Below are 21994 nucleotides of genomic sequence, written 5' to 3' on the forward strand. Positions count from 1 at the left end.
CCTTTAGTATAATTCCATATGATTTACATAATTTTCAACATACTATTCTAGTATATATTACCTTGGTTAATTATTCCACATAAAGTCTTAATTATTGTCAAAATCTTAAAATTAGTCCATATATTTAATTGAATTATTATTATTCCATTCAAAAAATGAATAATTTTTTTTATAATTCTTTAATAAAACGCAAAAAAGAGCACTTTATATCGAAATACATCACAATAAAGTGCTCTTAATTATATAAATATTATATTTTTATTTAAGAATCAGCAATTTAAAAATAAGTATACCTAAATTTTTAGATTAATTACTGAATATATTTTTCTATATTATCTAGCTTGTTTACAAAATCATCAAACTCTTTAATGTATTTTAAGAATTCTTTCTTTGATAAATTAAGATTTTTTGCTATTTTTTCCGGAATATCCTTTGCCTTTTCTTCGAGCTGTAACCCTTTTTCAGTGACAGCTATATATATTTTTCTATCATCATTTTCATCTTTTTCTTTTACTAGATATCCATTGCTCTCTAATTTAGTTAAAATAGGAGTTAATGTACCAGTCTTCATTTTCAACTTAGAACTTATTTCTTTAAAAGATAATTTCTTATGCTCCCACAGAACCATCATCACTAAATACTGTGGATATGTTAAATCTATCTCATTTAATAAAGGTCCATATAGTCTGACTATACTCTTAGAAGCTGAGTACACCCTGAAACAAAGCTGATTTTCTAATTTTAAATTGTCATACATAATTTATGTCCCCTCTCTTCCCTCTGTTTTTTAATACTAATTTAAACTATAATTCATATGTCCATTAGTATAACTTGTATTCTTACACTTTTCAAATACTTTTACACTATAAATGCAAATCAAGCTAGGCGAATAAATAAATTTTTCGTCTAGCTCTCAATTGCATAATATATATTTTAAACTTTAAAGTTCTATAACTTTCTTTTCACTTAATGATACTAAAGCTTCAGGTGTATGAGTTGATAAATATACAGTCTTATTGTCTTTAACAAATTCTCTAACATTATTTAAAGTTTCTTTTGCTGCTTCTTTATCTTCAAATACTAATGATAATTGATTTTGTCTAAGTGCTTCATCTGTGTAAGTAACATCTCCATGGAACATATAATATAATCCATCATTTTCTGCTACTGCTATAGAGTTGCCTTTTGTATGTCCATAAGCAGGTAACATATATATGTTATCAGCAATTTTTTGACTTTGTTTAAAGTTCTTATATTCTCCATCTTCAAATTTAACTCTTACTATATTATCACCATCTAATTTCATTGCATCAGCTTCTATTTCTGATATATATATTTTAGCATCATTAAATAATCTAAGTTCTCCTGTATGGTCTGGATGTTTATGTGTAACTATAACCTTATCCACATCTTTTGGTTCATATCCTGCTTTTTTTAGCGCATCTACAAAGTTATTAACTTTCTTTCCTTGATATATCATTTGTCCATCTCTTGGTTCTACATCTGGTGTTTCAACTGGAACTCCTGTATCTACTAATATAACTTCTTTACCAGTATCTATCAAATAATTTTGTAAACTTGATTTATAAGTTTTATTTGGATCAATACTTTCTTTTTCAGCTGTTCCTCCAAATGCAAATCCCTCTGTCATATATCCATCATTATAAAATTCTAATGCTACTATTTTCATCTTAAGCCCTCCGTTTTATCGTGTGCGATTAATCTTATACGGTCATTATATTTAGTTTTTTATATTGTGTCAAATGTAATTTTTAACAGATAGAACTATTAAAAAAATTCAACTCACAAATTACATGCATTCCCACTAAAAAATTAAAATTTATTAAATTATTTTTAAACTTATACAAAGAAATCTATTTTAACAAACTGAAAAAATAACCGAAAGATACTTATTATAAATAAAAATATTCCGAAGAACTTCTATTGAAACTTTTAAAACTGTAGTTATTTATAAAAAATAGCCAAAAATACACATCTCCTTTATAAGGGAAGTATGTTTTTAATTTACTTGCAGACGCCTTATTTTCTATATATAATTGAAAAAAAATAAAAAAAGGATGTGATATTATGAACCATGTAGCTAATATGAATGATGTAGCTAAACATAATTACTTAGAAATTATGAAGGCATTCTTAATGGAAATATTATTATTCTTAGTGGGAACATTTGTAGGTGTATTCTTTATACCAGATAGTGTTAAATCAATATTAAACATTTGTTTCTTTGCATTAATTATATTTAGTATATTTTCTAAAAGATTAAACTTATTTAAAACTAAGGCTAGTGTAGGTGTATATGCAGCTTTTCTAGGTATCTTATCAGGATCAGCATATATATATTACTTTGCTACATTAGGTGCTGGAGCATTTTTATTTACAGTATTATGTGTTCTATTTATATTTATAGCATCATATATAACTGCTAAAAATTCAAGTCTTGATAGTATATTCAGCTTATCAAAAATAATTACACCTGGATTAATAGTACTTATTATAACAGAAGCTTTAATGTTCTTCTTCTTCAAATATTCAATGTATGTAATAATTGTTTCAATTATAGGTATTATAGTTTATACAGCATATGCAATTATAACTATGAAGAGCATAATAGAAAGAGTTAGCTATGCACCATTATCAAATGAAGAAGTAGCTGCGTACTCATTCAGTTTATTTATTAACGTATTATACTTAATCCTAGATATACTTAGATTATTATCTATAGTATCGGATAATTAATAAAAACCTAATATATAATTAAATTTATAAAAATCTTATTAAGTTATTGTATTAATAATTTAATAAGATTTTTATTTGAAAGAAGCAGTTATATATGACTATTGTTATCTTACCACTTCTCTTTATTATTATTTATTTTACTGGAAGAATTATTACAAATTCACTGCCATCATTCAATTTGCTATTTACATATATTTCTCCACAATGAAGATTTATAATCTGTTTAGTTATTGTAAGTCCAAGTCCACTTCCACCCTTTTGTTCAGATGCTTCATCTATGACTTGATTGAATCTATCAAAAATCATCTTTTGATTTTCTTCACTTATTCCTATTCCATTATCTTTAACACTTATTTTAACCTTATCATCTAAATCACATACAACTACTTCAATTAGACCACCTTCAGGAGTAAATTTAGCAGCATTATTTACTAGATTTATAATACATCTTTCTATATCTAGCTTATCACACTCGATCACTTTTTCCTCTACATCAGTATCAAAAATGAGTTCAATTCCCTTCTCTTCTACATAATCCTTCATATCTAAAACTGTTTCTTCAGTTAGATAAACTATATCAACTATTTTTTTATCTAGTGTATAGCTATTATTCTCAATTCTTGTATAATCAATCAGGTTATTAATAAGATTCAATAATCTATTACAATTTCTATTCATTATATCCATATAGTGCATTAGCTTTTCAGTAGTTAAAACCATATCATCTTTTAAGCACGATTTTATTAATTGATTTATACTACTTAAGATATTTAAAGGTGTTCTAAGCTCATGTGACAAATTCACAAAATAATTATTCTTATTTTGCTCTAATATTAATACTTGATTAAATAATTGTTCATTTTTCTCCATTTCTTTTCTAAGCTCACTAGTTTTTATACCAACTAATCTGTCCAATGTCTTCATTTTATTTCTATATAAATATATAGCTAAAATTATTAAAACCCAATATAAACACAAAGCATATTTGTTCTTCCAAATAGGAGGGTTAATAGTGAAATTTATACAGCTTATTTCACTTTCTACCCCATGTGGAGTTACTGTTTTTACTTCTAAAACATAATCTTCTGGAGGTAAATTAGCAAATGTAATTGAATTGTTTTCAGTTAAATTCCAGCTATAATCTACTCCCTTTAATCTATAAAAATATTTATTATTTCTAGTATTCCTATAATCATTTGAGAAAAATTTTATTCTTATATTATTTTCATTATACTTCAGGTTCGTATTAGATATATCCTCTCTATTTATTCCATTTATTTCGAAATTTTCAAGTATAATTTTAGGCTGAAATTGAGATAATTCAATATTATTCGTATCTACAATATTAAATCCATTTATACCTCCAAAATATAAATATCCTTCATCATCACCAAAACATGATCTTCCATTAAATTCATTAGATTGTAGACCATCTGCAACTGTAAAATTTTTAATTGTTTCTTGCTCTAAAGATAATCTAGATATTCCTCTATTTGTACTCATCCATAAATTATTACCTTTATCAACCAATATTCCATATATAGTATTATCTACTAATCCATCTTCCTCTGTATAATGTTGGAACTTATCTGTATCAGGTTTTAATATATTAATCCCAAAGCTTGTACCAATTAATATATTTCCTTTTAAGTCTTCAGTTATGTATCTTACTGAATTATTACTTATACTTTCAGTATCATTTTCATCATTTTTATATACTTTATATTCTTTAGTATTAGGATTTATCTTAATTAATCCTCCCTCTAAAAAACATCCTATATAATAAATCCCATTAGAATCTTCATGGATAGCTCGTATAAACTTATCTGAAACTCCCATTTCATCTAATATATATGTTATATTAGTAATTTTCTTGTTCTTTATATCTAATACGGATATCCCTTTATTTGTTCCTATCCACAAATATCCTTTAGAATCTACAAATAACGATCTTACTTTATTTGATGGTAACCCATCTTCCTCTACGTAATTTGTTATAGTATAGCTATTATTAATATTTTTTTCTACTACAGATAGTCCTTCATTAGTCCCTATAAATACAGAGTTATCAAATCCAGTTATATCATGTATTGAATCGCTTATAATTTCACTATTTTGTGTGTTTAAATGCTTTACATTTTCTCCATTAATAATATTTACTCCATTTTCATTAGTTCCTACCCATAATGTTTTATCATTATCTTTGTATAAACCATTAATTACATCTCCACTTAAACCATTTATATCATATGGCCTTGATTTAAAGTAATAAAAATTACTATTAGGATTAAATACTGATATCCCACTATAAGTTCCTACAAATATAATTCCACTATCATCTATTAATAAGCTACGTGTTTTATCGTTTATTAAACTCTTTTCATCATATGGTTCTTTTTTATAACTTGTAAATATTTCTTTTTTATAATCAAAGCTACAAATACCCTTATCAGTTGCAAGCCAAAGTTTTTCCTTTGAATCCATTACTATTGCTCTTATAGTATTATTAGGAATTGAGTTCTCACTCTCAGTATTTGTATAATTATCTACACTTCCATCATCTAAATTTATTTTAAATAATCCATGTCTTAATGTTCCTATCCACATATGACCCTTTAAATCATCATATATGCTATATACATCAAGCTCTCCAATAGTACTCTCATATGAATTAACTTTATTTAAATCTTTATCAAATTCCACTAATCCAGCATCTGTTCCAACCCAGATATGTCCTCGAGAATCTTCTTCAATTGTATATATATACTGACTAGGCAGGTCACTTTCTTTATCTAAAACCCTAAAAAATTTATTACTTTTCTCATCATATATATTAAGTCCATCATTAGTAGCCATAAATATTTTATTATCTTTAGTATTAATAATTTTACAAACCCTCTTATTAGATAAGTTTCCATTGTTCTCATCAGCGAAAAAATTTTCTATTTCATCTGTATTTGGATTTATTTTACTTGCCCCTTCTAATGTAGCAACCCATATATATCCATCCTTATCTTCCGCAATATCAATAATATAATTACTAGCTAATGAATTTTTATTATATTTGTCATTCTTATAATATTTAAATTTATAACCATTATACTTATTCAAACCATCGCTAGTCCCTATCCATATATATCCTTTACTATCTTGATACATTGTTTCTACCGTAGACTGCGATAATCCGTCTTCAATTGTTATACTATTAAACTTTATACTTTCTTTTATACTCGCATAACTTGTATACGTATTTAAAAAAGAAAATATAAATACTAATACTAGAATTTTTTTTAAGTATTTACTTATTACCATAGTTCTCCTTCTAATTCTGCAACACATTTTGACCATATTTTTCATCTTTCTCCATCAATATACGCTTAGTATATAATATTTTACTATTTTTTTCTATATAAAATTTTTAAAATAATATTTTTTAAATAGAATTAAATATTTCCCCAAACACATTCAACTTGGTAAGATTACTTTTGCAAAATATTACAAAAAAATATCACACTACTTAAAATAAAGTTAGTAGTGTGATATTTTTTCTATTATCCTACTGCATCAGGATTAATATAGTAATATTGACTTACAATATTTCCATTTTCATCATACTTATAAACAGTGTCATTGCACTGATGTGGAGTTTTAAATACAGTTCCATCATCTGTTACAAAGTATTCATCTCCATAGCCTATGCATACTAATGTTCCAGTTACATCTGGCACGTCCCATCCATATCTACATAGATATTTTAAATTTTGATTATAATATTGGACTATCTCACAATTATAATAGTTCCCACATGTATAAATAAATTGCGAATCTGGCACAATGTTTATTATTCTTTCAATTTCATACGGAATTTCTGTTGTCCATATTCCATTATCATCTACATACCATCCATCTATGAATGTATTATGAGCCATATAGCCAGTTGAATTGTAAAAATAATACCACTTGCCATTTATATAATTCCAGCCATAAATTTTATTGTTTCCATTGTAACATACCCATTCATGTTCATAATCATGCCAAATAGGTTGCCAACAATACTCTGCGGTACATGTACATGCCTCTGCATAAGTTTTAGGCGCTAAAAATGTGTTAAATAATAATATTGAAAATAGAATTAATATATAAATTAATATTTTTTTCAATCTATCACCTTCACAACATGATTTGTACTAATACTATATATTCATAACCATTATTAAATATTCACCACTATACATAATGTTTTAAGGGATACTTTTCTTTTTTCGTCACTTATGGAGTCAAAGATTTCATTAAACTCTTTAAGGTTAATAATATAAATTTCCCTTATCTATATATGGATATACTTTAACAATGTTACCATTATTATCATACTGAATTATATTTTCACCACCTTGATGAGCAGTATTAAACACAGTTCCATCATCTGCTACAAAATGTTCTCCACCTTCACCAAAAATCACTAAAGTACCATTTACATCAGGTGCATCCCAACCATTTAAATATAAATTTTTCAAATTCTGATTTCTAAATAAGCTTATAGTTCCTCCATCATTACCAAATGTATTAATCCATTGTTTATATGGAACGACATCTTTGATTCTCTGAATTTCATAAGGAATGTCATTAGTCCAAGCTCCATCCCTATTTACATAATAACCATTAATAAAAGTATTATGAGCCATAAAACCATTCGAAGGATATAAGTAATACCACTCCCCATTTACATAGTGCCATCCAAAAACCTTCTGTCCTCCAAAATAACATACCCACTCCCATTCTCCTTGATCTTCTACCTGTCCCCATGTATAATACAACTCATCAGTATATGCTTCTGCTTTTTGTCCTGGTAGTATAAATGCTTGTACAACAAATACTGATATAACTAACAATATACTTACTAATATTTTTTTCAACCCGACCACCTCATCTTACATTAATTTATATATTAATATTCAGAAGTAAAGTCATATATTCTACTATTTAACTTCAAACATAAAATATATTATGTAAATTTTTCAAATAAATTTTGACTAATTGTAGTTAGTACATATTATTAATATGGATATAATTTAAATAAAAACATAAAAAAATACCTAAAGATGTGAAAATATTAAGTCTTTCACATCTTTAAGTATTACTCATTTACATTATAATATAATATTTTGTTTTATTTACCCCTGTGTACACTAGTTTTGATAAACTATATTTAATTTATCTGCATAATCAAATATTTTTACTTGATCAGCATCTAAATCTTCTTTATGCATATCAACAGCACTTATTCCAATATTATTATATGTTGTATAATAATAAACTCCTGTTTGTTGACACATACAAGAAGTATAGATAGTTATGTCATCTAAACCTTCATTTATAACTGCACCCTTAGGCATAGCTACATTATTTAAAATATGGAAATATTGACTTATTCCAGACATTAAATCGTCTGCTTTTGGATATTGTGATTTTAAATAAGATATTCTTACAAATCTATCTACTCCATTAAATCCTCCTGGTAATGGTTTAGTACCAAGACCAACTCCTAATGGTTTTAATTCCTTAGTTCCCCATTTTACATTTTCTGGTTGAACAGGTTTAGTACCCATATATAAATTTAAGTTAGTTAATTGCCAGTCAAATGTTGGTGAATTAGTTAAAACTCCAATTGGATTATCAAAAACTTTTAATCCTTCTTTTGTTTTTTCTATAATTATAGACTTTCCGTTTGCATCTGCAACCATCCAATGAAGAGTTGGAAGTTCAGTATTTTCATTAATTGGTATTGCAACTAATTCAAGATTTTTAATTTCTTCTACAACTTGATCTACAGTTTCAAAGTTTCCTAATGCCCATTGAATTAAATCATATGGTCCTATATTTTTCTTTCCTGGAACTACACTTGGTTCTAAATAAGAATATCCTGGGAAATTAAGTCCTGCACATGCAAGTCCTTTTTCATTAAATCCATCTGCCATAGCTGGATAATCATCAATCATTGTTGCCATGCCTAATATTGCATATTTATTTTTTCTCATTTCACCAGTAACTCTATCTCTATATTCATAGTTTCTAGGTACTAAAGTTACTGCCTGATTAAATGAATGGTTAAGATCCATGTTTCTCCCAAATAAATTATACCCATCTTTAGTTTCTAACATTAAAGCTGTACACATTTTTGTTACCTCCAAGCACATTTCATCTTAAGTTAGGTCCCCTAAAACGCTCTAACCTCTAAAGTAGTTATATTATATTTGTCTCAATTATACACCTACTTTTTATATTAAACCATAGTTTGCAATATGAAATGTAAATTTAATATATTAATCCATAATTTATTATAAATAAAACCAATATCTAAGTATAATCTATGCTAAATAATCACTAATCATTCTACATTTGCTCCAATAACCATAAGTAAAATCTTTTAATTTAATCTACTCGCCTCTCCATTTCTTTCACACATTTTTTGCAGATATATGCATCCTTGTATTCAATAAAATCCCACAAGAATAAAAATACCTAAAGTTTGAATTTGTTATTCAAACTTTAGGTACTACATTTTATCTTATTAAGCCATATCAGCTACAAATTCCTTTTTTATTTTAATCAAATAAATCATATAGTTTAAGAGTCCCTTGATAATACTTGATACACATATACTTATCCATACTCCATTTATACCAAACGGCTTTATAAGTATAAGCGCAAGTGGAATTCTCATAGCTGTGAATACAATACTTATAGTTGCTGGTATTCTTGGCTTTCCTATCCCAGTAAACATACCATTAGATATCATTTCTATAGCACTAAATACTTGTGAAAATGCCACTGCCTTAAGATATGCTGCTGCTATTTCAGCTGCTTTTCCACCACTTATAAATAAACCTATCATCTGTTTATTAAATAATAAAAATACTACTGCCATAATAAGTGCATAGGACATTCCAACTACAAGTGAACTATTATATCCTTCTTTTATCCTCTTAAACTTCTTTGCTCCAAAATTCTGGCCAGTAAATCCTGCAACTGCACCATTAAGTCCTCCTATAATCATATAGGCAATAGATTCAATCTGAGCCCCTACTTTCTGAGCAGCAATTGCATCTGTTCCAAAGATAGCTATTACTTTTGCCAAAAGAATATTTATTATAGTAAAAAGAACTCTTTGGGATGCCATAGGCAATCCAAGCCTTACTATTTCCTTTATTTTTGATTTATCAATATCAGAATCAAAGTGATAATTAAGCACACCATTTGTACTTATCTTAAAGCATATGAATATTACTATATTAGCAACAAGAGTACTTACTCCAGCCCCTATAACACCAAATTTAAAACCATATATGAACAAAGGATCAAGTATAATATTTAAAAATACTCCAAGTGCATTTATTTTAAAAGCAATTTTATTATTCCCAAAGCTTCCTAATATTCTTGTATACATCATATTAAAAAATGCAAAAAATAAAATAGGTGCATTTAATACAAGATAATAATATGCATTTTTTTCTACATATGTATTTTGAAGATTTAAAAATGTTATAAAATCTTTACCAAATAAAATTAATACTAATCCAAATATAACTGCTATAATTAAATTTATGATAATACCAGCATTTACATATTCCCTAACCTCATGATCATTTTTTTCTCCAATTGCATGAGCAACTTTAATTCCTGTTCCTATTACAGCAAGAGCATTTATTGCATTTCCTATGTTTACATAAAGGCTGGATGATCCAATACTTGCAACTGCATCACTTCCAAGTTTTCCAACCCACATCATATCAATAATATTATATGTAAATTGCATTAGTGAACTTCCCATTATAGGCAGTGCTAGTTCAGCTATGACAGTTAAAACCTTACCTTTGGTTAAATCTATTTGCTTCATTTCTTCTCCACTTCTATATTAAAGTTCATCATTTTTAATTCTTTGTGCTAATTCCTTAACTTTTTTCTCAATAATTTTTGCTGTTTTTATAAATTCTTCATCACTTTTTCCCGTTGGATCTTCAAGTCCCCAATCTTCTATATGATCTGCTTTTAAATATGGACATACTACATTACATCCCATTTTTATAGCTATATCAACTTCTGGTATATCACTTAACAATTTAGATTTCTGAGTTTCATTCATATCTACATCGTATAAATCCTTTATGATTCTCACAGCATCCTTATTAATCATAGGCTTTGTTTCAGTTCCAGCAGAATAACTTTCAAAAACATCCTTTCCAAAAATTTTTCCCAATGCCTCTGCCATCTGTGATCTGCATGAATTATGTACACATATAAATGCTACTTTTTTCTTCATCTTTATTTACCTCCATATTGTCATTTACTTTAGTCAGCTTTTCTAGAAGCTTCACGGCATATATACTTCCTTCTTCATTTATAGAATAATAAGTCCACTTTCCTTCTTTTCTTCCAGAAACAATTCCTGACTCACATAATATCTTCATATGATGTGATAATGTAGACTGACTTATATCCATTTTCTCTAAAAGAATACATGCACACTTTTCACCACCTCTAAGCATCTCAAGTATCTTAAGGCGTTTTTCATCATCAAAAGCCTTAAATACTTTTGCATCCTTCCCATATTGATTGTTCATCTAACTTATTAACACCACCTTATTTATATAATAAATAAAAAAAATTATCCGTAGTCTACGTTCTATTATTTCATATCTATTTTTTTCGATATGATTATTATATATTTTATATGGAAATTATTCAATATGTATTCATATTTGTATTTAACTTAAAATTATTCTATTAATAAAAAAGAACTGACACACACATAAATTATGCATATCAGTCCTTGCAATATATACTAACCTAGCTTGCTTAATTTATCCTTAAGACTAGCTATCTCAGCATTTACCTTTGTAATACGTTTATCCCATTCAGATATTTTTGATTTATCCTGAGTCTTATTTTTATTCATCTCATAAATTCTTAAAAGCTCTTCCTGATTGTGTATTTCAACACCTAATTCATCTTTATTCATAATTACCATCCCTTTCAAAACTTATCTCATGACATAATAAAATATATTAAATGTTATACTTTTTTATGACATATATTATTAAGAATGATAAAGCAGTATTTTTTCAAAATAAGCTGAAAAAGAACAATCTACTGTTAATTTAACTTAACAGTAGCTTGTTCTTATAAGAGTAATATAATATCTAATTATTATTTGTTTAATTCTTTATCCATTAAATCGCTTATTTCATTTTTAGTTTCTTCAACACGTTCTTCATATTTAGCTTTTTCGCTATTATTTTTAGCGTTCTTTTCGTCATTTTCGTAAACTCTTAAAAGTTCTTCTTGGTTATGTATTTCAACATTTAATTCATTTTTGTTCATTCTAATTACTTCCTTTACTATGTATTATCTTTTGTAACTAAACATCTTAATGTTTAGTAAAAGTAACGTAACATACTATTAAAACAACATCTTAAGATTCTTAACATACATCTTTAGGTTTTAGTTTATAATAACTTAACTAATATATTGCTCTTAAATACTCTTGCTCCTTGAACACTATTACACTGACATTTATATAACTTCATTATATATACTAAATTTATTCTTAAACTAAAACTTTACTTCTATAAGCATGTTTTAAAAGAAATATACATCTAATAACAACCATAAAAATGTATCTTGAGAAGCCTAAAGGTTATAACAATATGTACCTTTCTTCCCCATCATTGTATTACTATCCAACTATTTTGTTAAGGTTTGTATCATTTAACTTTTTGGAGTAATTCAACAAATTTCTCTATAATTTCGGTTTTTTATATTCTTTTTCCACGGACAAGGCTCTAAATAGGTAAATATGAGCTAAAATCAACCAAGCAATTGTATATTTACATAATAAGTAATTTTTATATACTATAAAAATACATTAATTCTATATTATGTTTAATTTGTCAACTTAATCACTACTAACAGTACATTATATAAATCTATAATATAAAATATCACTATAATATTTTATAATCTAAAATTTATAGTGATAATTTTTCTATTTTTATCAATTATAATATAAAAAAATATATTTCTTTGTTATTCTTGTATTTCCATTTTTATCGATTTACTTTAAGCAATTACAGTTTATTTTTTAATATCCACATGTTTTATGCAACAATAAAATTCCCTTTTTCAATCCTAGCCTTAGCTCCCATTGGAAGTGTCATAGTTGGTACACTATGGCCACATGATACATTATATAAAACTGGTTTATTTTCACTGCATATTAAATCATTAAATATTTCTTCTAATGTAAGACTCTTTTCTGGCTCACATGGATCACATTTAGTAAATTGACCTAAAACTATACCAACAGCATCTTTAATCTTACCACTCTGCTTTAATTGAAGCAGCATTCTATCAATTCTGTAAGGTTCTTCTCCAACCTCTTCTATAAATAATATCTTACCCTTTGTATTTATTTCATATTTAGTACCTATTGAGGATACTAAAAGCGATAAATTTCCTCCAGTAAGTATCCCCTCTGCATTTCCCTTTACTAATGTCTTTAAATTTTCACCATTTGGATTTTTTATAATACCTAATGGCTCACTTGAAAATATATTTTTCTTAAAGGAATTTATAGTATATTCATCTACACCTTTATATAATTCAGTTGAAGCCATTGGTCCATGGAAAGTAATAAATCCACATTTCTGATTAAATGCAATATGAAGTGCAGTAACATCACTATATCCTACAAATACTTTAGGATTAGCTTTTATTAAATCATAATCAAGCATAGGAAGAATTCTTGAAGCTCCATAACCTCCACGCATTGCAAATATTCCTTTTATATTTTTATCTTTAAACATACGATTAACTTCATCAGCCTTTGATTTATCACTTTTTCCAGATAAAAATCCTCTGCTGCACGTACAGCTCTCACATAAAACTGCATCAAGACCTAATTCTTTAATTGACTTTACTGATGCTTCAATCCTATCCTGCTTAACAGGTCCACATGGCGCTATAAGTGCAATCTTATCTCCACATTTCAATGGTTTTGGTCTTTTCATAAAATCAAGCTCCTTTGATTCATAATTATTTTCCCTTATAAAGTTTATTAATTATTTAGTCTTTTATTCTGTATCATAAAGAGAATACTATCAAGCAAAAAAAGTATATCTATTAAGAAAATAAAATTTATTCCCTTAATAAATATACTTTATACTATACTTTAAATCATTATTAATTCTTCATCTATTTCTTCTAAGTAATATCCCTTATATCCCCATATAATATGATTATTTCTCATATTTTCTACAGACATTAATATACTTTTAAATCCAAAGTCACTAAGTCTTTTTACTCTTTCTTTTAAAAACTGTCCAATTTCATCTAATGACTTTCCTTCTATAATCATAAATCTTATATCACTTATTATTTCATCTGATATTTCTAATTTCTTATATATTCTATTTAAAATTATTCTAATATCCTTTTCATAGGAACACTCTCTGTTAAGTATTTCTGTTATCTCTAAATTAGTATAATATTTATAATTCAAATTTATATTAGCAGTTTTTACTTTCATAGATTCTCTATCTGATATTTTTAAATTATAAAAGAAGCAATCTTCATCTTCATAAAACAAATTATTTCTTAAATTATATTGTCTTATAACTTGTATAGCCCTATGAATTCTATATCCTACTCCTATCTTTTTCATTATATACTCTCCTAAAAGCTCTAAATGAAAAACTCCATAAACTTCTAACAACTGCTTTGTCATGTTTATAACATCTGATCTACATTTAGAAAATTCCTTTACACAATTATCATCCAAACCAGATACTATATGCATTTGAAATTCTTTTGGAATAGATATACTTCTCTTTTCTCTATTTATATATACCAGACCAATTCTGGCTAAAGATTCAGCATGTTCAGAAATTATACTATCTTCATATATAATTTCAAAATTGTTATTACATATTTCTCTAAGTAAATCAAGCTCATCATAAATAATAAATTCTAGTAATATATGATTCATATTGCTTTTCATATATTCATAAATAATATCAACAATATTTTCCTTTTTCCTGCATCCCAGCTTAAGTTCAAATACCTTAATAATATTATTTAATTCACAAATCTTCATTTTTAAAAATACATCTCTAGCATTTATCATTATAAACTTTCCCCTTGCATTCTAAATATCTAAATTTAAATAATACTTTGAGTAATAAAACCCAATAATAATATTTATCTTCAAATACCCTTATATATCTAAATTACTTATTAGAATTATAGTTTCATTCAATATTTACCTTGTTTTATATAATTCTAAAAATAATACTAGCACTTAGTTAATAACTTTTGAGATAGTATTCTCATCATACTAAAACACTTTTACCAAACAACTTGCATTATAACACAAAATATATTTTTTGAATAATCTTTTTCCAATATATATACAATTTAAGAATTTACCTTTAATACAAAGCTACATCATATATTTTTTCTCTTTATATAATGGAAAAGGATACATTTTTAAAATTTTAATAATATCAAAATTAAAAAGACTATCCAATAATATATTTATTAATTTAAACAATTATGTGATAATCTCTTTAATAATATTACTTAATCCTATTACATCCTGCCAAAGTAATGTAAATATAATTGACTTTTAAATAACATTATAAATTTTATGCACCTACTGCTGAATTTTTATTAGTATTTGCACTCTTTTGAATTCTTCTTAAAACAAATCTGCTTACTGGTCCTGCAACTAATATATTTAAGAAGAATGCAGCACAGAAATTTCTTGGCCATCTAATAAAGAATTCCCCTGCTATAAGAGAAATGTTATCTCCTCCAAGTAATCCTCCTATGAATGTCATAATTAAAGACATACAAGTTACTATAAAGAAACAGTTAAAAAGAATTAATGCATTAACACTATCATTTTCATGACTAAATTTTGCAAGTAACATTCCGTTGATTTTTCCTACAACTACTCCTTCTAATACAAAGGCTATAATAAATGTAATAGGAAATGCTTTTAAACATATCATCATTACTTCCTTATTAAATGTTCCGTGGTGTATAGAAATGTTAAGCATACCCATGAAAAATACCATGATAAAACACATACATACTCCAAAAATAATACCTTCTTTTTTATTTGTTGGCATAATATCCTCCTAATAGTATAAATATTTAATTTACCAAATTTTATAATTTTAACTCTGCCTTTTCGACAGACAAATTGCATTATAGCATAGAAATTTTTTTCGTGTAAGATTTTTTTTATTGAATTTTTTTACATTTAGTACTCACTTCTCTCTTATGTATTGATTGCTCTTAAAGTAATCATTTTCAATAATTTGAGGTATATGATCATCTTTTCGACAATACTTGACATATTTCATTATTCTAAATAAAATAGATAGCATGCTATGTATTTTGTGGAGGTGATAACTAGTGTCAGAAGATATTCAACCCCAAATAGGTATACTTATTAAAAACATAAGTAATATTATCTCAACAGAACTGAATAACAATTTGAAGCCTTATAATATAACAGGCGTTCAAGCAAGAGTATTATTTTATATTAACTATGCCTCAAATAAGGGAAATATATTTCAAAAAGATATTCAGAATCATTTAAAGCTTGCCAATCCAACAGTAACTGGAATTGTCCAAAGATTAGAAGAAAAGCAATTAATTGAGCGTCATGTAAGCAGTGAAGACAGTCGCTATAAATGCCATGTGTTAACTGATAAAGGACGTGATGTTGTTAAAAGCCTTTCTGATTATTCAACTAATGTAGTGGAACAGCGCATTTTAAATGGTTTTTCTGAAGATGAGACAGAAATACTTACATCACTTCTGTCAAGAATACTTGAAAATCTAGGAAAATAATCGTCTTAATGATTAGATGATTATTGTAACTACCAAAAAAGTTTTTAACAATTAAAATTGTTAATTATAAATTTAATATAAACAAAAAAATAAAGAGAGGATGAAAAACAGATGATAAAGAAATTATTTTCCTACTTAGGGAAATATAAAAAGCATTTATGGCTTGCTGCTTTATTTGCAACCCTTGAAGCCGTATTTGAATTATTAATTCCACTTGTTATGGCAAAAATCGTTGATGATGCTATTCCAAGCGGAAGTATGCCTTACACAATAAAACTTGGTATTTTAATGATTTGTATGGCTCTTATTTCTTTTGCTTTTGGTACACTTTTATCCAAGCATGCAGCAATTGCTGGTCAAGGACTTGGAGCTAATCTTAGAGAAGCTGAATATATAAAGATTCAAAGCTATTCTTTTAAAAATATTGAAAAGTTTAGTACTGCTTCTTTAATTACTCGTTTAACTACAGACGTTACTGCTATTCAAAATGCAGTTACTATAGGTTCTAAACTTTTAGTTAGAGCACCTATCATGCTTATATTTGCAATGTTCTTGACTATAATGATAAGTGCAAGACTAGCACTAATATTTGCAGTAGCTTTACCAATACTAGTAATTTTCCTTTTATTATTAATAAAAAATGTTGGGCCTAAATTCGGTAGGATGCAAGGTAAAGTTGATATTATGAACACTATAGTTCAAGAAAACTTAATAGGTGTTAGAGTTGTAAAATCCTTTGTAAGAGCTACAAAAGAAATAGCTAAGTTCGAAAAAGGTACTGAAGACTTAAGAGAAAATGCTACTAAAGCATATGGACTTACAGTTCTTGCTATGCCAGTAATGCAAATACTTATATATGGTACAATGGTAGCAATTTTATGGTTTGGTGGGAACATGGTTTATGCTGGAACTATGGCGGTTGGAGAACTTACTAGTTTCTTAACTTACTCAACTCAAATTCTTGTAGCCCTTATGCTTGTTGCTATGTCACTTATGATGATTTCTCGTTCAATAGCATCTGTAAAACGTATAATTGATGTTTTAGAAGAAAAAGTAGATCTTGTTGATGGTGATAGAGGCGTTTCAAGAGTTAAAAATGGAGATATAGAATTTAAAAATGTATACTTCAAATACGAAGAAGACAGCGAAGAATTCCATTTAACAAATATTAACCTTTCTATTAAGTCTGGTGAAACTGTTGGTATCATAGGAGGAACTGGTTCTGCAAAAACAAGCTTAGTTCAACTTATTCCAAGACTTTATGATGTAAATCAAGGTGAAGTATTAGTAGGTGGCGTTAACGTTAAAGACTATAAATTAGAAACTTTACGTAATGAAGTTTCAATGGTTCTTCAAAAGAATACTTTATTCTCAGGAACTATCAGAGAAAACCTTCTATGGGGTAATGAAAATGCGACTCAAGAACAAATTGATGCTGCTTGTAAGGCTGCATGTGTAGATGAGTTCTTAGACAGACTTCCTGGTGGTTTAGATATGGATTTAGGTCAAGGTGGAGCTAATGTTTCTGGTGGACAAAAACAAAGATTATGTATAGCTAGAGCTATATTAAAAGAACCTAAGGTATTAATCCTTGATGACAGTACAAGTGCAGTAGATACTGCTACTGATGCTAAGATCAGAAAAGCATTTAGAGAAGACTTAGCAAATACAACTAAGATTATAATAGCTCAAAGAGTTAACTCAGTTTGTGATGCAGATAAAATTGTTGTTATGGATGACGGTAAGATAGTTGCTGTTGGAACTCATGATGAACTTATGAAGAGCTGTTTAATCTATCAAGAAGTTTACACATCTCAACAGGAAGGAGCTGGTTTCGATGAGTAAAAAGGTCAAAAAAGGCGGTCCAAAACCAGCCAATATGATGAAAACTTTAGGAAGATTATTCTCCTACTTAATGAAATATAAATTTTCATTATTGCTTGTTTTACTATTCATACTTGTAAGCGCATTCGCTTTAATAAGTAGTTCATACTTCTTAAAGCCTATAGTCAATGACTACATAATACCTGGTGACTTTAGTGGTCTTGCAAAAATGCTTGGAGTACTTATAGTCATATATATTGCTGGTGCTTTATCTTCATTTGGATATTCAAGAATTATGATTCATGTAGCTCAAAGAACAGTTAAAGATATTAGAAACGATTTATTTTCAAAGATGCAAAAGATGCCTGTAAGTTACTTTGACTGGAACCCTAACGGTGACTTAATGAGTTTATATACAAACGACGTTGATAACTTAAGTGAAACTTTAAACAGTAGTTTAACTAATATATTCTCATCTACTATTACATTCATAGGTATAATAGTGATGATGATTGTATTAAATCCTCTATTAATCTTAGTTACTATTGTATTTCTACTTATAATGGTAGGAGTAATTAAAAATATTGGTTCTAAGAGTAAAAGATACTTCGGTGAACAACAAAAAGAAATCGGTGCTCTTAATGGATATATAGAAGAAATGATTGAAGGTCAAAAAGTAATCAAAGTATTCTGCCATGAAGACAAAGCTATAGAAGATTTCAAAAAGTATAATGAACAATTAAGAGAAGCATCTACAAACGCTCAAAATCATGCTGGACGTATGATGCCATCTCTTGGTAATATTTCTTATGCTAACTATGCTGTAACATGTTGTGTTGGTGCACTTATGACTATAGGTGGTATATTTAATATAGGCGCTTTAGTAGCTTACCTTCAATATACAAGACAAATAACTCAACCAATTCAACAAGTTTCACAACAAGTTAATATGCTACTTGCTGCCCTTGCTGGTGCTGAAAGAATATTTAAAGTTCTTGATGATGAACCAAATGAAATTGATAATGGTACTATAACATTATCAAATGTTGAAGTTGTTGAAAACCAAACAGATGTAGATACTGGTGCTGATACTGAAGATTTATTTGAAACTGATAGACACACTGGAAAATTTGCATGGAATAATAACGGAAAGCTTACTCCACTTACTGGTGATGTTGTATTCAAAGATGTTGTATTTGGATATTATCCAGAAAAGACTATCTTAAAGAACATATCATTACATGCATACAAAGGACAAAAGATTGCCTTCGTAGGTTCAACTGGTGCTGGTAAGACTACAATTACAAACTTAATAAACAGATTCTATGAAATCAATTCTGGATCAATTACTTATGATGGAATTGATATAAAAGATATAAAGAAAGATGATCTTAGAAGATCATTAGGTATAGTACTTCAAGATACTCACCTATTTACAGGAACTATTGAAGAAAATATTAGATACGGTAACTTAAATGCAACAAAAGAACAAATTATAGCTGCTGCAAAACTTGCAAATGCTGATACTTTCATAAAGCATCTACCACATGGATATGACACTGTAATTACTGGTGATGGTGAAGGATTATCACAAGGTCAAAGACAATTACTTGCTATAGCAAGAGCTGCTGTTGCAAATCCACCAGTGCTTATTCTAGATGAAGCTACAAGCTCAATAGATACAAGAACTGAAAAGATAATAACTCAAGCAATGGATAAATTAATGCACGGAAGAACAGTTTTCGTAATTGCCCACAGATTATCTACAATTAAAAACTCAGATGCCATTATGGTCCTTGAACAAGGTCAAATCATTGAAAGAGGAAACCATGATGAACTATTAGCTAAGAAAGGTAGATACTACGAACTTTATACTGGTAAAGTTAAAAATATTTAGAATTCTACATTTTATAGTATTTGAAAAAAGCAATGTAATTATACGCTACATTGCTTTTTTCTTTATGTTATTTTTTCTAGTTTATTTATAATATTCAATTCTAATAAACAAAAAAATAATTATTTTATATATAAATTCACATTTTAAATTTTTTTTCAGTAAAAAAAGAAAATTAATCTATTTACTCACAAATAAAAGTACAAGCCATAGGCTTGACTTTTTTCTTAGATGCATTGAAAATATGCTAGAACGGAGGAATTTTTTATGGAAATATATTCAATACATCAATGGCTTTTATTTTTCTATTTATATGGTTTTTTAGGCTGGGTTTGGGAATCAACCTATGTATCTATTAAACAACATAAATTTGTTAATAGAGGATTTTTACACGGACCTTGTCTACCTATTTACGGATCAGGAGCAGTAATAATTTTATTAATAGTAATGCCTTTTAAAAGTAATCCTTATCTTGTATTTATTATTGGCTTGGTAGCTGCTACTATTTTAGAGTATCTTACAGGCATGGTAATGGAAGATATATTCCACGTAAGATATTGGGATTATTCTAAAGACAAGTTTAATATACATGGTTATATATGTTTAGCATCTTCTATAACATGGGGTGTTTTTTCACTACTCTTAATCTATATTATACAACCCCCTATTCAAGATATAGTACTTAAGATTCCGCATAAAATTTCTGAAATTCTTGCTTTAGTAATTACAGTAATATTTACTATAGATGCAGTTCAATCATCTAATGAAGCTATGTATCTTAAAGAGCTTCTTATTAAATATACTCATAGTAATGAAGAAATACATAAGATTCAACAAAAACTTAAATCTATGGCAGCACAAGGTGCTAAGGAAAGAGCTGAACTTAATAATAAATTAGTAGAATATAAACTTATTAAAGAATTATCTAAAAACTCTGATAGTAGACATAAAAAATCACTTAGAATCTTACATAGAAATCCAGGTGCTGTAACTAAGAAGTATTCTAAAGCTTTAGATGAATTAAAGAAATAAAAAAAATGCGCTACAATTAATTTAGTTGTAGTGCATTTTTTATATAATTTACCACTTAAAATAAATGTTTTATTCTTTTAAATCTCAATACTACTAAAGAGAAAGAGTAACTCTTGTGCTACTTTTTTAATCTTTAAATAAGAATCTTCCATTCATAATATCATAATTTCCGCAACCATCAAATCTAATGATTAACTTATTATATCCAGTTAAATCATCTGATATTTTCTGTGCTTCATCTCCATATCTGATAGTTTTCTCTTCTAAAACTCTTCCATCTCCAATTAATAACACTTTACCATATATTTGCGATTCGTCTTCCCACCAACTCCAACTTTTCTTAGTATCATCCATTCCTATAGTTGCAGTGAAACTCTTATACTTATTATTTAATTCAAATATATAATCATCAGTAGAATTAGTATATCCTAATGAAGGAATATAAGTATTTCCTAATATATGTGTTCCTTCAAATGCATAAACTAAATCTTGGTGTTAGTATAAAATAGTGGACACGACAAGTCGAACTAAGTAAAATAATATTTAGTTAAGAAAGGATGTGTCCAT

Annotated in this window: 20 protein-coding genes; 5 read left to right on the plus strand and 15 right to left on the minus strand. The window is 27.4% G+C overall.

Translation table 11 applies throughout. The features are described 5' to 3' along the window. Window positions 1–310: 310 nt before the first annotated feature. Both HF850_RS10960 and HF850_RS10965 read right to left on the minus strand, forming a co-directional pair. Window positions 311–757 carry a MarR family transcriptional regulator gene (locus HF850_RS10960; protein WP_169105482.1) on the minus strand — a complete coding sequence of 149 codons (447 nt, stop codon included), beginning with the start codon at window positions 755–757 and terminating at the stop codon, window positions 311–313. Between the two features lie 183 nt (window positions 758–940). Then, window positions 941–1690 carry an MBL fold metallo-hydrolase gene (locus HF850_RS10965; RefSeq protein WP_169105483.1) on the minus strand — a complete coding sequence of 250 codons (750 nt, stop codon included), beginning with the start codon at window positions 1688–1690 and terminating at the stop codon, window positions 941–943. A 398-nt stretch (window positions 1691–2088) separates the two neighbouring features. Between HF850_RS10965 and HF850_RS10970 the strand changes: the two genes are divergently transcribed. Further along, window positions 2089–2757 (plus strand): hypothetical protein, encoded by a 669-nt coding sequence (locus HF850_RS10970; RefSeq protein WP_169105484.1) that lies wholly within the window; start codon window positions 2089–2091, stop codon window positions 2755–2757. A 132-nt stretch (window positions 2758–2889) separates the two neighbouring features. Here the strand turns inward: HF850_RS10970 and HF850_RS10975 are convergent, their stop codons facing one another. The 12 genes from HF850_RS10975 to HF850_RS11030 form a co-directional block, all read right to left on the minus strand. After that, window positions 2890–6069, minus strand: a complete 3180-nt coding sequence (locus tag HF850_RS10975; RefSeq protein WP_169105485.1) for a sensor histidine kinase — start codon at window positions 6067–6069, stop codon at window positions 2890–2892. Between the two features lie 239 nt (window positions 6070–6308). Continuing rightward, window positions 6309–6917: a hypothetical protein gene (locus HF850_RS10980; protein WP_169105486.1), complete on the minus strand. Its 609-nt coding sequence runs from the start codon at window positions 6915–6917 to the stop codon at window positions 6309–6311. 144 nt (window positions 6918–7061) lie between these two features. Then, on the minus strand, window positions 7062–7670 hold the full coding sequence (locus HF850_RS10985) for a hypothetical protein (protein ID WP_169105487.1): 609 nt from the start codon (window positions 7668–7670) through the stop codon (window positions 7062–7064). Between the two features lie 273 nt (window positions 7671–7943). Beyond that, the gene (bsh, locus tag HF850_RS10990; RefSeq protein WP_169105488.1) at window positions 7944–8930 is read right to left on the minus strand and encodes a choloylglycine hydrolase; all 987 of its coding nucleotides are present in this window, start codon (window positions 8928–8930) and stop codon (window positions 7944–7946) included. A 395-nt stretch (window positions 8931–9325) separates the two neighbouring features. Next, window positions 9326–10651 carry an MATE family efflux transporter gene (locus HF850_RS10995; RefSeq protein WP_169105489.1) on the minus strand — a complete coding sequence of 442 codons (1326 nt, stop codon included), beginning with the start codon at window positions 10649–10651 and terminating at the stop codon, window positions 9326–9328. 18 nt (window positions 10652–10669) lie between these two features. Continuing rightward, on the minus strand, window positions 10670–11074 hold the full coding sequence (locus tag HF850_RS11000; protein WP_169105490.1) for an arsenate reductase ArsC: 405 nt from the start codon (window positions 11072–11074) through the stop codon (window positions 10670–10672). Further along, entirely contained in the window at window positions 11040–11375 is a 336-nt protein-coding gene (locus HF850_RS11005) for a metalloregulator ArsR/SmtB family transcription factor (RefSeq protein WP_169105491.1), read from the minus strand. The genes HF850_RS11000 and HF850_RS11005 overlap by 35 nt, the downstream gene beginning before the upstream one ends. Window positions 11376–11596: 221 nt before the next feature. Beyond that, a complete protein-coding gene (locus HF850_RS11010; RefSeq protein ID WP_169105492.1) occupies window positions 11597–11773 on the minus strand; it encodes a hypothetical protein in 177 nt (58 codons plus the stop codon). Between the two features lie 188 nt (window positions 11774–11961). Beyond that, window positions 11962–12135 carry a hypothetical protein gene (locus HF850_RS11015; protein ID WP_169105493.1) on the minus strand — a complete coding sequence of 58 codons (174 nt, stop codon included), beginning with the start codon at window positions 12133–12135 and terminating at the stop codon, window positions 11962–11964. Between the two features lie 776 nt (window positions 12136–12911). Further along, a complete protein-coding gene (locus HF850_RS11020; protein ID WP_169105494.1) occupies window positions 12912–13823 on the minus strand; it encodes an LD-carboxypeptidase in 912 nt (303 codons plus the stop codon). A 161-nt stretch (window positions 13824–13984) separates the two neighbouring features. Beyond that, the gene (locus HF850_RS15855) at window positions 13985–14938 is read right to left on the minus strand and encodes a hypothetical protein (RefSeq protein WP_243159473.1); all 954 of its coding nucleotides are present in this window, start codon (window positions 14936–14938) and stop codon (window positions 13985–13987) included. 520 nt (window positions 14939–15458) lie between these two features. Beyond that, complete coding sequence (locus HF850_RS11030; RefSeq protein ID WP_169105495.1) at window positions 15459–15947, minus strand: hypothetical protein; 489 nt, start codon at window positions 15945–15947, stop codon at window positions 15459–15461. 289 nt (window positions 15948–16236) lie between these two features. Here HF850_RS11030 and HF850_RS11035 point away from each other — a divergent pair, with 289 nt between their 5' ends. From HF850_RS11035 to HF850_RS11050, 4 genes are all read left to right on the plus strand, one after another. Further along, window positions 16237–16677, plus strand: a complete 441-nt coding sequence (locus tag HF850_RS11035) for a MarR family winged helix-turn-helix transcriptional regulator (protein ID WP_169105496.1) — start codon at window positions 16237–16239, stop codon at window positions 16675–16677. A gap of 111 nt (window positions 16678–16788) precedes the next feature. Then, a complete protein-coding gene (locus tag HF850_RS11040) occupies window positions 16789–18522 on the plus strand; it encodes an ABC transporter ATP-binding protein (RefSeq protein WP_169105497.1) in 1734 nt (577 codons plus the stop codon). Continuing rightward, window positions 18515–20398 (plus strand): ABC transporter ATP-binding protein, encoded by a 1884-nt coding sequence (locus HF850_RS11045; RefSeq protein WP_169105498.1) that lies wholly within the window; start codon window positions 18515–18517, stop codon window positions 20396–20398. Before HF850_RS11040 ends, HF850_RS11045 begins: the two co-directional genes overlap by 8 nt. A gap of 264 nt (window positions 20399–20662) precedes the next feature. Beyond that, complete coding sequence (locus HF850_RS11050; RefSeq protein ID WP_169105499.1) at window positions 20663–21427, plus strand: putative ABC transporter permease; 765 nt, start codon at window positions 20663–20665, stop codon at window positions 21425–21427. 126 nt (window positions 21428–21553) lie between these two features. On the opposite strand, the gene HF850_RS11055 is transcribed toward HF850_RS11050, so the two are convergent. Then, the gene (locus HF850_RS11055) at window positions 21554–21886 is read right to left on the minus strand and encodes an NPCBM/NEW2 domain-containing protein (RefSeq protein WP_169105502.1); all 333 of its coding nucleotides are present in this window, start codon (window positions 21884–21886) and stop codon (window positions 21554–21556) included. Window positions 21887–21994 lie beyond the last annotated feature (108 nt).

Source organism: Clostridium sp. SM-530-WT-3G (assembly GCF_012843905.1).
Taxonomy (GTDB): domain Bacteria; phylum Bacillota; class Clostridia; order Clostridiales; family Clostridiaceae; genus Clostridium.